This window comes from Rhodanobacter sp. Soil_C_14 (assembly GCF_057657335.1).
The window spans coordinates 123,832-136,223 of the sequence record NZ_JBDGIQ010000003.1 but is presented as its reverse complement, the minus strand read 5'-3'; the positions used below and the strand labels follow the sequence as shown (position 1 = coordinate 136,223).

General features: G+C 64.8%; 12 protein-coding genes and 5 tRNA genes. 9 read left to right on the top strand and 8 right to left on the bottom strand.

What is annotated here, in order from left to right; translation table 11 throughout:
* Positions 1–32: 32 nt before the first annotated feature.
* Positions 33–1,007, bottom strand: coding sequence for a LysR substrate-binding domain-containing protein (locus tag AC3A56_RS09220; RefSeq protein ID WP_056718405.1), 975 nt, complete (start codon positions 1,005–1,007; stop codon positions 33–35).
* Positions 1,008–1,182: 175 nt separating this feature from the next.
* Here AC3A56_RS09220 and AC3A56_RS09215 point away from each other — a divergent pair, with 175 nt between their 5' ends.
* Positions 1,183–2,850, top strand: a complete 1,668-nt coding sequence (locus AC3A56_RS09215) for an amidohydrolase (protein ID WP_487770109.1) — start codon at positions 1,183–1,185, stop codon at positions 2,848–2,850.
* 51 nt (positions 2,851–2,901) lie between these two features.
* On the opposite strand, the gene AC3A56_RS09210 is transcribed toward AC3A56_RS09215, so the two are convergent.
* A complete protein-coding gene (locus AC3A56_RS09210; protein ID WP_056718404.1) occupies positions 2,902–3,687 on the bottom strand; it encodes an SDR family NAD(P)-dependent oxidoreductase in 786 nt (261 codons plus the stop codon).
* A gap of 224 nt (positions 3,688–3,911) precedes the next feature.
* On the opposite strand from AC3A56_RS09210, the gene AC3A56_RS09205 reads away from it, so the two are divergent.
* From AC3A56_RS09205 to AC3A56_RS09175, 7 genes are all read left to right on the top strand, one after another.
* Positions 3,912–4,253 carry a hypothetical protein gene (locus tag AC3A56_RS09205; RefSeq protein WP_056718385.1) on the top strand — a complete coding sequence of 114 codons (342 nt, stop codon included), beginning with the start codon at positions 3,912–3,914 and terminating at the stop codon, positions 4,251–4,253.
* 3 nt (positions 4,254–4,256) lie between these two features.
* Positions 4,257–4,631: a GntR family transcriptional regulator gene (locus tag AC3A56_RS09200; protein ID WP_007809080.1), complete on the top strand. Its 375-nt coding sequence runs from the start codon at positions 4,257–4,259 to the stop codon at positions 4,629–4,631.
* Positions 4,628–5,485 carry an ABC transporter ATP-binding protein gene (locus tag AC3A56_RS09195; RefSeq protein WP_007809082.1) on the top strand — a complete coding sequence of 286 codons (858 nt, stop codon included), beginning with the start codon at positions 4,628–4,630 and terminating at the stop codon, positions 5,483–5,485. Before AC3A56_RS09200 ends, AC3A56_RS09195 begins: the two co-directional genes overlap by 4 nt.
* Positions 5,482–6,447, top strand: coding sequence for a hypothetical protein (locus tag AC3A56_RS09190; protein WP_487770108.1), 966 nt, complete (start codon positions 5,482–5,484; stop codon positions 6,445–6,447). Before AC3A56_RS09195 ends, AC3A56_RS09190 begins: the two co-directional genes overlap by 4 nt.
* 33 nt (positions 6,448–6,480) lie before the next feature.
* Positions 6,481–7,164 carry a YggN family protein gene (locus AC3A56_RS09185; protein WP_487770107.1) on the top strand — a complete coding sequence of 228 codons (684 nt, stop codon included), beginning with the start codon at positions 6,481–6,483 and terminating at the stop codon, positions 7,162–7,164.
* Between the two features lie 92 nt (positions 7,165–7,256).
* The gene (locus tag AC3A56_RS09180) at positions 7,257–7,781 is read left to right on the top strand and encodes a hypothetical protein (protein WP_487770106.1); all 525 of its coding nucleotides are present in this window, start codon (positions 7,257–7,259) and stop codon (positions 7,779–7,781) included.
* A gap of 137 nt (positions 7,782–7,918) precedes the next feature.
* A complete protein-coding gene (locus tag AC3A56_RS09175) occupies positions 7,919–8,569 on the top strand; it encodes a GDSL-type esterase/lipase family protein (RefSeq protein ID WP_487770105.1) in 651 nt (216 codons plus the stop codon).
* Between the two features lie 68 nt (positions 8,570–8,637).
* Here AC3A56_RS09175 and AC3A56_RS09170 read toward each other — a convergent pair whose 3' ends face one another.
* A complete protein-coding gene (locus tag AC3A56_RS09170) occupies positions 8,638–10,026 on the bottom strand; it encodes a class II fumarate hydratase (protein WP_487770104.1) in 1,389 nt (462 codons plus the stop codon).
* A 147-nt stretch (positions 10,027–10,173) separates the two neighbouring features.
* Between AC3A56_RS09170 and purB the strand changes: the two genes are divergently transcribed.
* The gene (gene purB / locus AC3A56_RS09165) at positions 10,174–11,541 is read left to right on the top strand and encodes an adenylosuccinate lyase (RefSeq protein ID WP_487770103.1); all 1,368 of its coding nucleotides are present in this window, start codon (positions 10,174–10,176) and stop codon (positions 11,539–11,541) included.
* Between the two features lie 147 nt (positions 11,542–11,688).
* Here purB and AC3A56_RS09160 read toward each other — a convergent pair.
* From AC3A56_RS09160 to AC3A56_RS09140, 5 genes are all read right to left on the bottom strand, one after another.
* A tRNA-Lys gene (locus AC3A56_RS09160) sits at positions 11,689–11,764 on the bottom strand.
* Between the two features lie 36 nt (positions 11,765–11,800).
* Positions 11,801–11,877, bottom strand: a tRNA-His gene (locus AC3A56_RS09155).
* Between the two features lie 13 nt (positions 11,878–11,890).
* Positions 11,891–11,967: transfer RNA gene (locus tag AC3A56_RS09150), tRNA-Arg, on the bottom strand.
* 24 nt (positions 11,968–11,991) lie between these two features.
* Positions 11,992–12,068: transfer RNA gene (locus AC3A56_RS09145), tRNA-Pro, on the bottom strand.
* Between the two features lie 178 nt (positions 12,069–12,246).
* Positions 12,247–12,323, bottom strand: a tRNA-Arg gene (locus AC3A56_RS09140).
* Positions 12,324–12,392: the final 69 nt, after the last annotated feature.

The window sequence follows — 12,392 nt, the reverse complement described above, 5'->3', positions numbered from 1 at the left end:
ATGGATGTCCATAAAGGTTCAAGCGTAGCGCATCAGGACTTCGGCAGCGCATCCAGCGGGCGCTGCTTGCACTGTTCGTGCTTGAGCAGGGTGGTGACCGGCAGGCGCTCGGCCAGGAAATCCACCAGCGCCCGCACGCCGGGCAGCATGCCGCGCCGGCTGGGGTAGACGAAATGCATGGTGCCCTCGGGCATGCTCCAGTCCGGCAGCACCACTTCGAGATCGCCTGCCGTGATCGCCGGCGCGCAGACGAACTCCGGCAGCAGCGCCACGCCCATGCCGCGGCGGGCGGCTTCCAGCAACACGGCGAAATCGCCGGTGATCAGGCGTGCATGGACCTCCACGTTGACCTGGGCACCGCCCGCGTCGGTCAGCTCCCACGTCTGCGCGCCCTCGTGCTCGCGCATCGACAACGCCGGCAGCCTGGCCAGTTCGTCCGGGGAGGTCGGTCGCCCCTGCGCCTTCAGCAGTGCCGGACTGGCCACCAGCTTGGTGCGGGAGTTGCCAAAACTGCGCACCACCAGGTTCGCATCGGTATCCAGCTTGTTGCGCACGCGGATCGCCAGGTCGTAGCCCTCGCCGATAACGTCGACCCGGCGATCGCTGGAAAGCAGGCGCACCTGCATCTTCGGATACTGCGCCAGGAAGTCGGGCAGCAGGTAGGCCAGCACCGTCTGGGTCAGGGACACCGGGCAACTCAGGCGCACCACGCCGCGCGGCTCGGCGCGCAACTCGTCCACCGCATCCTGGGCGGCCTGCGCCTCTTCCAGCACGGCGCGGCAATGCGCGTAGAAGCGCTCGCCCACCTCGGTCACCACGAAGCGTCGGGTGGTCCGCTGCAACAGGCGCACGCCGAGCCGTTCCTCCAGCTGCGCGACCCGCTTGCTGAGACGCGACTTCGGCACACCCAGGGCGCGGCCGGCGGCGGAGAAGCCGGCGTGCTCCACCACGGCGGCAAAGAAGTAAAGGTCGTTGAGGTCCTGCAGGGCGCCGCTCAATACGGTCATCGTCGTTTCCATTTGGGGACGATTGATCAGAAAGGACACATCCACCGTCAGATTGTTCCGAATATATCCGCTTTGCATCGACGGTCAATCAAGTCGCGACCGTTTGCACGCGGTGGAAAAAACGGGCCGGGGCAGACACACTGGAGCTTCGCCCACCCATCATCGGACCCCACCCATGATCCGTTCGCTCCGTTTTTCCCTGCTGGCCCTGCTGGTGCTGGCACCGGTGGCTTCGGCCGCCGACCTGCTGGTCAGCAACGTCAACGGCTACACCCTCGACAGCCATGGCAAGCTGCAGCATTTCCAGGCCTTGCTGGTGGACCAGGGCAAGGTCGTCGCCACCGGCACCAGCGCCGACCTGATCAAGCGCGCCGGTGGCGCGAAGGTCGTCGACGGCCACGGCCGGACCCTGCTGCCGGGGCTGATCGACGCTCACGGTCACGTGCTCGAACTCGGCTACGCCCGCAACAGCGTGGATCTCAGCACCACGAAATCGCTGGACGAAGCGCTGGCGAAAGTGAAGACGTATGCCGCGGCCCATCCGGACGCGAAGTGGATACGCGGCGGCGGCTGGAACCAGGAAATCTGGAAGCTGGGGCGTTTCCCCACTGCGAAAGAGCTTGATGCCGTGGTGTCCGACCGACCGGTATGGCTGAGCCGCATCGATGGCCATGCCGCATGGGCTAACTCGGCGGCGATCAAGCTGGCCGGCGTCAGCAAGACCACCCGGGACCCCAGCGGCGGACGCATCGAGCGCGACGCCCACGGCAACCCGTCCGGTGTCTTCGTCGATGGCGCCGTGGACCTGGTCAACGCCGTGGTGCCTGCGTTGACGCAGAAGGACCGGATCGAGGCGCTGGACACCGCGCTGGCCGAGATGGCCAGCGTCGGGCTTACCGGCGTCAGCGATGCGGGCATCGATCTGGAGAACTACCAGCTGTATCGGCAGTACGCCGACGCGCACAAGCTCACCGCGCGCATTTACGCGATGATCCGCGACACCGGCGAGGCCTTCGACGCGATCAGCAAGGACGGCCCGCTGATCGGCTACGGCAACGACTTCCTCACCGTACGCTCGGTCAAGCTGTTCGCCGACGGCGCACTGGGCAGCCGCGGCGCGGCAATGCTGAAGCCCTACTCCGACGATCCGCACAACAGCGGCCTGCTGTTCCTGTCGCCGGCGGTGATGACTTCGAAGATCGAGAAGGCCTTCGGCAAGGGCTACCAGGTCGGCATCCATGCCATCGGCGACCACGCCAACCGCGAGGTGCTGGACAGCTTCGCCGCCGCCTACAAGACCCATCCGGATGCGGTGGCCCTGCGCAACCGCGTCGAACATGCGCAGATCGTTTCGCTGCAGGACATCCCGCGCTTCGTGAGCCTGCACCTGATCGCCTCGATGCAGCCCACCCATGCCACCTCGGACATGAACATGGCCGAGGACCGGATCGGCCACGAGCGCATCAAGGGTGCCTATGCCTGGCAGCGTTTCCTCAAGCAGGGCACCGTGATCGCCGCCGGCTCGGACTTCCCCGTGGAATCGCCCGATCCGTTCTACGGGTTGTATTCGGCGGTGACCCGCGAGGACCATCAGGGTCAGCCCCCGGGTGGCTGGTACCCGCAGCAGGACCTGAGCCTGACCGAGGCCCTGCGTGCTTTCACCCTGGACGCGGCCTACGCCGAGCATGCCGAGAAGACCCTGGGCACGTTGGAACCGGGCAAGTGGGCCGACTTCATCCTGATCGATCACGACGTGATGAAGGACCCTTCCAGCAAGATCTGGAACACGAAGGTCTTGCAGACCTGGGTCGGCGGCAAGCAGGTCTACGTCGCCAGGGACTGACCATCGGCCCGCAAGGGCCGGCATCCGTGCCTGCCCTTGCCGTGGTGGCGCTCAGATCGTCGAGGTCTTGCCGCCATCCATCGGGATGATGGCGCCGGTGACATAACTGGCCCGCGCCGAGGCGAGGAAAACCGCGACATCGGCAATCTCGGCGGGCTCGGCCATGCGCCCCAGTGGAATGCCGGCCAGCTGACTTGCCAGCAGCGCCTCGCGCGCTTGCCCGCTCGCCCGCACCGCGGCGTCCAGTCCTTCGTCGACGCGGCCGGTACGGGTTATCCCCGGATTGATCGCATTCACCCGCACGCCCCTGCCGGCGTAGGCATTGGCATAGCCCACGGTGGCCAGCATCAGGGCGGCGTTCGCCGAACCGCCGCCGATGTGCTGCGGATTGGCCTGGCGACCGCCCTGCCCGATCACGTTGACGATGCTTCCCGTGCCACGCGCCGCCATTGCACGAATCACCGGATCGATCGCGTGCATGTAGCTGAGGTACTTCGCCTGCATCGCCGCGAGCACGGCGGTCGCGTCCAGTTCGTCCGGCGGCGTGCGCCGGGCGGCGCCCGCGCAATTGACCAGCACGTCGATGGGCCCGTGGTCGTTGACGATGCGTTCCATCACCAGTTGCGCCGCCACGCTGTCCTTGAGATCTGCCGGGTCGACATCCATGGCCAGGCCCAGCGACGCCAGTTGCTCCTGCGCGACACGCAGGTTGGCCGGATCGCGGGAAACGCCGATCACGCTGGCGCCTTCGCGGGCGAAGGCGATCGCACAAGCCAGTCCGATGCCCTTGCTCGCGCCGGTGATGACGACGATGCGACCAGCCAGTTCAAGATCCACGTTCACCTCCGGATTGACGCCAGGTATTGAAGCATGAAGCCCGCGCAGCGCGGGCCAACGGCGCAACCGTCTCCGCTGGATGGACCTGATACCCCTGCACGGACGATCCGGCGCCCCCTGCCATCAGTCATGTTGCCAATTTGCATCCAGCCTATTGACGGTTCAAAACTCGGTGTTATAGTTCACTACAACACCACCCAACGAGGTCACTAAGGAGGCCCGTCATGAAAGCGCACAACCTGATCGCCAGCGCCGCCGCCGTCCTGCTCACCGTCGCGAGCCTGAGCGTCGTCAACTACAACGTCGACAGCCAGCCGGCCGCAGCTGCCCAGCAGGGCGCCGCCCGCGTCACCAACCTGGCACCGGTCCAGGTTCGCCCCAGCGCAGCGGAAATGCGCAGCGCGGCCCTGCTGCCCGGGAACGACACCGCCACCATCGCCACGATGTCGGTGCTGGGCAACCTGGGCGAGTCCGACGGCGCCGGGCAATTCAGCCTGCTCGGGTCGCAACTGGCCATGCCCTACTATTCGTTCGGCAACAAATTCGGTCGCATCAGCAAGGAATAAGACATGACCATTACCTGGAACGACAGCGTCCCGATCTATCGCCAACTGCACCAGCGTGTCGTGGCGATGATCCTGGACGGCGCCTTGAACGAGGGCGACCCGCTGCCGTCGGTACGCCAGGTGGCAGCGGAATACCAGATCAATCCGCTGACGGTATCCAAGGCATACCAGGAACTGGTCGACGAACAACTGGTTGAGAAACGGAGGGGCTTGGGCATGTTCGTCATTGAAGGCGCTCGCGAGGCGCTGCTGAAATCGGAACGCGAGCGCTTCCTGCGCGAAGAGTGGCCGGCGCTGTTTGCACGGCTGCAGCGGATGGGGCTGGATCTCAAGACACTGCTGCGCGAAGCCGCCACGGACAAGGAGGAAGGATCATGAGCGCGGTAATCACGGCCAACGGCCTGACCAAGCGGTACAAGTCGGCGCTGGCGCTGGACAACACCAGCTTCCAGATCGAGCCCGGCCGCATCGTGGGCCTGATCGGTCCCAACGGCGCCGGCAAGACCACCGCGCTGAAGGCCATCCTGGGACTGACCGACTTCAGCGGCGAGCTGAACGTGCTGGGTTTCGACCCGCGCAAGCAGCGCGACAAGCTGATGGGCGAAGTCTGCTTCATCGCCGACGTGGCCGTGCTGCCGCGCTGGATCAAGGTGAGCCAGGCGATCGACTTCGTCGCCAACGTGCATCCGCGCTTCGACCGCAAGAAGTGCGAGGCCTTTCTGGCCCGCACCAAGCTGCAGCCCGACCAGCGCGTGCGGCAGATGTCCAAGGGCATGATCGTGCAGCTGCACCTGGCGCTGGTGATGGCGATCGACGCCCGCCTGCTGATCCTGGACGAACCCACGCTGGGCCTGGACATCCTCTACCGCAAGCAGTTCTACCAGAACCTGCTGGAAGACTACTTCGACGAGAACAAGACGATCATCGTCACCACCCACCAGGTCGAGGAAGTCGAACACATCCTCACCGACCTGATGTTCATCCGCGATGGCAGGATCGTGCTGGATGCGGACATGGACGCGGTGGGCGAACGCTTCATCGAGGTGATGGTGGGCGCCGACAAGGCCGATGCGGCCCGGGCATTGAAGCCCATCGACGAACGCCAGGTCTTCGGCAAGAGCATTTTTCTGTTTGACGGCGCGAACCGCGCGGTGCTGGAACAGCTGGGCGAAACCCGCCGGCCGTCCATCAGCGACCTGTTCGTCGCCACCATGAAGGGAACCTACGCATGAAAACCTTCTACTGGCTGGTAAAGCGCGAATTCTGGGAACATCGGGGCGGCTTCTTCTGGGCGCCGATCATCACCGGCGGCATCTTCCTGCTGCTGAACATCATGGGCATCATCACCGCCGAGGTGCTCGGCGCCCGCCAGGGCATCAGCTTCGGCGCCAGCGGCGGACTGCGCAAGGTCATCGAGGGCATGGACGCCGGCGACATGAGCAAGGTCGGGTTCGCCCTGGACATCGCGATGTACTCGGCAATGGGATTGCTGATCGTGGTGCTCGGCTTCGTGGTGTTCTTCTACTGCCTCGGCGCGCTGTACGACGATCGCCGCGACCGCAGCATCCTGTTCTGGAAATCGCTGCCGATCTCCGACGCCAGCACCGTGTTGTCCAAGGTCGTCAGCGCCACCGTCGTCGCGCCCATCGTGGCCGTGATCGTGGGCATCATCGTGGGCATGCTGCAACTGCTGATCGTGGCGATCACGCTGTCCTTCCACGGCGTCAACGTGTGGCAGCTGCTGGTACTGGCGCACCCGTTCAAGGTCATGTTCAACCTGATCGGCTACATCCCGCTGTATGTGTTGTGGGCTGCGCCCGCGGTGGGCTGGTTGCTGATCTGTTCGGCCTGGGCACGCAGCAAGCCGTTCCTGTGGGCGGTGGCACTGCCGGTCGGCGCCGGTCTGCTGGTGAGCTGGTTCGGCATCATGGGCCTGTTCAACCTGCCGGCCACCTGGTTCTGGAAGAACATCGTGCAGCGCGCCCTGTTCAGCGTATTCCCCGGCACCGGCAGCATCTTCAGCGCGGACAGCGACAACATGGTCAGCCACGTCACCGGCAACGGCAGCGACGTCCTGGACCTGGTCAACACCTGGCACCTGGCAGCCTCGCCGAACCTGTGGATCGGTGTGGTGATCGGCGCCGCCCTGCTGGCCGGTGCGACCTGGTTCCGCCGCTGGCGCGACGACAACTGACCCATCCTTACGAATCACAAGGGAGAACACACGATGAAAAGCCATCTCTTCGCCAGCGGCATCCTCGCATCGGCCCTGCTGCTGCCACTGGCCGCCTGCAGCCACTCGGACCAGGATGCCCCGGCAGCAAAGCAAGCCAGCACTCAGACCTCGTCCTCGTCGATCGCCGCCAAAGTCCGTGAGGGCATCGAGCAGGCCAAGCAGGAACTGGCCACCAAGGACATCAGCATCGGCGACGTCCACTTCAACACGGAACCGGGCGTCCACCACGACTCCTCCCTGCCCAAGGCGGCGATCACCCCGCAAGGCAACCTGGTGATCGCGGGCAAGCCGATCGATGCCACGCCGGAGCAGCACGTCATGCTGGTCGACTACCGACAGCAGGTCCTCGGCATCGCCGAGGCCGGCATGGACATCGGTGCACAGGGCGCGGACATCGGCGTCACGGCGGCGAAGCAGGCCATCTGGGGTGCGCTCAGCGGCAAGGACGACAAGGAGATCGAGGCGAGCATCAAGCCGCAGACCGACAAGATCCAGGCCGCCGCCATGGCCCTGTGCAAGCGGCTGCCGGACCTGCTGGCCTCGCAGCAGAAGCTCGCCGCGGCGATGCCGGCGTTCAGGCCCTACGCCACGATGACGCAAAAGGACATCGATGACTGCGGCAAGGAGATGACCGACAAGGATGGCAAGAAGGGCTTTGCCGTGTTCTCCGACTGAGCGGACCCGCTTCCGTCGGCCGCCCCGGCGGCTGGCGGAGTTGCACACACCATGATCACAAGCGCTCTCTTGAACCGAACAACGGACCTGTCATGAAAGCTCTCGCCCGCCCGCTCCTTCTCGCCGTACTGGCATGCACGCTCGCTGCCTGCAATACGCCTGACGCAGTCATGGCCAATGGTGCGATCACTCTGGATGGAAACCAGGTGACCCTGCGCGTCATCGGCGCGTCGAAGGCCACGATCGATGCCGACGGCGCGTTCACCGTCGACGGCAAGCCTGTCGTCACCACGCCCGCCGAACGCAGCCTGCTGGCCCAATACAACCAGAGCGTGCGCTCGGTGCATGAAACCGGCCTGGCCATGGGCAAGGCCGGCGTCCGCATGGCGGCCAAAGCGGTCGTGGCCAGCACGTCCTCCGCGCCGGCCAATGCGGGCGAGACAGCCGAGGCGGGAGCCGGGCAAATGCAGCAGCTGAGCCTAGACATCTGCAAGGCGCAGGCTTCGATCAAGACCGCGCAGGATCAGCTGGCCACGCAACTGGCGTCCTTCAAGCCCTACGCTTCGATCGTCAGCTCATCTGACGTGGCGGACTGCGAGAGCAACGCCAAAGACTGACGACGGACCATCCGGCACGCGTGCCGGATGAAGCCCTTCCCGCGCGGATACCGCCCCGTATCCACCCCTCCCGCCTCACCGTTCACTCCACGAAGTCGTCCCGACTGCGTCGGCCTCCCGCACCCCAAGGAATCACCATGCGCCTCCTGCCCTGCGTCCTGTTTGCACTGACTCTCGCCACACCGCTGGCGCAAGCCTCGCTCTCCCCCGCCAGCGATGCCACGGCACGGACCGGGACCGTTCTGCTGGTCGGTGACAGCCTGAGCTCGGCGCACCGCATCCCGGCCGAGGCAGGCTGGGTGAACCTGCTGCAGCAACGCGTCGACCACGCCACGACGACTCCGCCTTCGATCGTCAACGCCAGCCGCGGCGGCAAGACCATGGATAACGCGCTGAAGGAATTGCCCGCACTGATCACCACCCACCATCCGCGGCTGATCATCCTCGAGCTGGGCGCCAACGACGCCATCTTCGGCGCCAATCGGCAAACGCTGGAACAGCACATGACCCAGCTGATCGACCTGGCCAAGGCCTCGGGAGCGAAGGTCGCCGTACTGGGTTTCGAGATTCCGCCCAAGCTCGACAAGGATCACTGCGCAGACGCCCTGCGGCAGGTCTATGCCCGGGTTGCCAAGGATCAGCACGTCACGCTGCTGCCGTCCCTGATGGCCGGCGTTTCGGACAAGCCCACCCTGCTGCTGGATGACGGCGTGCATCCGACGGCGGTCGCCCAGTTGCGCATGCTCGACAACGCATGGCCCACGCTGCGTCCGTTGCTGATCAACTGAAGGTAACGAAACTGTCGACGGAAGTGGCCCGCATGGTGCGGGCCACTTCTTTCCAGGCTGCAGACAGGTTATTTGCCTTCGCCGTGAATGCCGCCGCGGGTCAGCGTCAGCGGATCAAGCAGCTTCTTCAATTCGCTCTTCGACAAGCCGGTGGTTTCCAGCGCCACCTCCATGATCGGCCGGTGCTGCTTGTACGCCAGCTTGGCCGTGGCGGCGCCCTTCTCGTAGCCGATCACCGGGTTCAACGCGGTGACCAGGATCGGGTTCATTGCCAGCGCCTGGTCGACCCTCGCCTTGTTGACCTTGAACCCGGCGATCGCCTTGTCGGCCAGCAGCACGCTGACGTTGGCCAGTATCCCGATCGACTGCAGCAGGTTGTGCGCGATCAGCGGCAGCATCACGTTGAGCTGGAAGTTGCCGGACTGGCCGGCGATGGTGATCGAGGCGTCGTTGCCGATCACCTGGGCGGCGACCATCGCCACCGCCTCCGGGATCACCGGGTTGACCTTGCCCGGCATGATCGACGAACCCGGTTGCAGCGCCGGCAGCTCGATCTCGCCCAGGCCAGCCAGCGGACCCGAGTTCATCCAGCGCAGGTCGTTGGCGATCTTCATCAGCGCCACCGCCAGCGTCTTCAGCGCGCCGGACAGTTCCACCGCTGCGTCTTGCGCGGCCATGCCCTCGAAATAATTTTCCGCCGACTCGAACTTCACCCCGGTCAGCTTCTTCAGCTGCAGCGCCATCGCCGGACCGAACTTCGGATCGGCGTTGATGCCCGTGCCCACCGCCGTGCCACCCTGCGGCAAGCGGCGCATGCGCTTCAGGGCATCCTCGATGCGTTCGATCGCCGAGCCGATCTGTGCAGCCCAGCCCGACAGCTCCTGGCCAAAGGTGATCGGCATCGCATCCATCAGGTGGGTGCGGCCGGTCTTGGGCGTGTTCTTCAGCTCGCGGGCGCGCTGGTCGATCGCCTTCTTCAGATGCTTCAGCGCGGGCAGCAACTGCTCGCTGGTGGTCAGCGTGGCGCTGACGTGGATTGCGGTGGGGATCACGTCGTTCGAGCTTTGCCCATAATTGACGTGGTCGTTCGGATGCACCTTTGCGCCCGCCGCCACCGCCAGGTGCGCGATCACCTCGTTCGCGTTCATGTTGGTGCTGGTGCCCGAGCCGGTCTGGAAGATGTCGATCGGAAACTGCGTGTCATGCTGGCCTTCCGCCACTGCCATCGACGCCTTGCGGATCGCCGCGGCCTGGTTCTTCTTCAAATGCCCCATCGCGACGTTGACCTCGGCCGCGGCCGCCTTGATCAGGCCCAGGGCGCGGATGAACGGGCGCGGCAGGTGCAGGCCGGAAATCGGGAAGTTGTCGATCGCGCGCTGGGTCTGCGCGCCGTACAGCGCGTCGGCGGGGACTTTCAGCTCGCCCATGCTGTCGTGTTCGATGCGGAAATTGCTCATGGGGAAGATCCTTGGGAAATGGATGGATCGGGGGCGGCGCCACGTTCGGGATACAAGGGAGAACGGATGCGTCCGCCCACTATAAGCCGCCGGGCACGGACGCGCCGTCAATGTAAAATGGCGGTTTCCCCTCGCCGGAACGCCCCGATGTCCAACCACGCCCTCACCGCCCTGTCGCCGCTGGATGGCCGCTATGCCAGCAAGGTCGAAGCGCTGCGCCCGATCTTCAGCGAATTCGGCCTGATGCACCGCCGCGTGCAGGTGGAGATCGAATGGCTGCTGGCGCTGGCCGCCGAACCGAAGATCGTCGAGCTGCCGTCTTTCGACGCAGCCCAGGTCGCCACCCTGAAGGCCATCGCGGAAAACTTCAGCGAAGCCGACGGCGAGCGGATCAAGGCGATCGAGGCGACCACCAACCACGACGTCAAGGCGGTCGAGTACTTCATCAAGGAAAAGATCGGCGCCGACGCCAGCCTGGCGCAGGCGAAGGAATTCGTGCACTTCGCCTGCACCAGCGAGGACATCAACAACCTGTCCTACGCGCTGATGCTGCGCGACGCCCGCAGCGGCGTGCTGCTGCCGCAGCTCGACGCCGTGATCGGCAAGCTGCGCGACATGGCCCACGACAACGCGAACCTGCCGCTGCTCTCGCGCACCCACGGCCAGACCGCCTCGCCCAGCACGCTGGGCAAGGAAATCGCCAACGTGGTGGCGCGCCTGGAGCGCCAGCGCCAGCAGCTGGTGGCGGTCGAAGTCTCCGGCAAGATCAACGGCGCCGTGGGCAACTACAACGCCCACGTCATCACCTACCCGGAAGTGGACTGGCGCGCGTTCTCGCAGCGTTTCGTCGAAAGCCTGGGCCTCGACTACAACGCCTACACCACCCAGATCGAACCGCATGACAACGTGGCCGAATACTGCGACGCGGTGCGCCGCGCCAACATCATCCTGATCGACCTGGCCCGGGACATCTGGGGCTACATCTCGCTGGGTTACTTCAAGCAGACGCTGAAGGCCGGCGAAGTCGGCTCCTCCACCATGCCGCACAAGGTCAACCCGATCGACTTCGAAAACGCCGAAGGCAACTTCGGTCTCGCCAATGCGCTGCTCGGCCACTTCGCCGAAAAGCTGCCGATCAGCCGCTGGCAGCGCGACCTCACCGACTCCACCGTGCTGCGTGCGCTGGGCACCGCGTTCGGTCACGGCCTGGTGGCGCTGGAGTCATTGAAGAAGGGTCTGGGCAAGCTCAACGTCAACGCCGAGCGCATCGGCGCCGACCTCGACGCCAGCTGGGAAGTGCTGGCCGAAGCCGTGCAGACCGTGATGCGCCGCTACGGCCTGCCGCAGCCCTACGAACAACTCAAGGCGCTGACCCGTGGCCACGGCATCACCAGGGACTCGATGCGCGAATTCATCGCCGGCCTGGATCTTCCGGCCGAGGCGAAACAGCGGCTGCTGGAACTGACGCCCGGCAGTTACATCGGCGTGGCCGACGGACTGGCAAAGACCATCTGAGGACGAGGCCACCACCTCGGCCATGGCGGTGCAGAGCGAACCCTCGGGTTCGCCCCGCACCGCCAGCCTCGTGACTTCATCACGGTCGCGGCTTTCGGATTCCGCAAAGAGAACAGCCACCCGGGTTTCCCTGGGTGGCTGTTTTATTGGTGGGCCGTCACAGATTCGAACTGTGGACCAATTGATTAAGAGTCAACTGCTCTACCAACTGAGCTAACGGCCCATGAACTGATTGTATCCGCATGGACGGATTTGAAACTGGGGTGGATGATGGGATTCGAACCCACGACAACCGGAATCACAATCCGGGACTCTAACCAGCTGAGCTACATCCACCATCGTTTGATACTGGTGCGCCAGACAGGACTCGAACCTGCAACCGTCGGCTTAGAAGGCCGATGCTCTATCCGGTTGAGCTACAGGCGCCGTCCTGTCGGCAGAACGTGTCGCTGGTCGGGGCAGAGGGATTCGAACCCCCGACTTTTGCGTCCCAAACGCAACGCTCTACCAGACTGAGCTATACCCCGCTTTTCGAATCCCCGGTCATCTCGCCACCGAAGCCTTGAAATGTTACGGGTGACGCCTCGCCCAGTCAATCGTATCGAAGCACACCTTGGTATTTCCTCACCACCGTTTCCAACGCGGACCTTGCAGGCTCCTGGTTGAAAACAGGACGGATGCAGACACCCTGTCCCGGAATAAAAATGGTGCGCCCGGAGAGATTCGAACTCCCGACCACCTAGTTCGTAGCCAGGTACTCTATCCAACTGAGCTACGGGCGCACTGTGAAACTTTTCAGCCGAACCGGCGGTTGTCTGGGGAACAAGCCGGCGAAGCCAGAAGCGGAATTA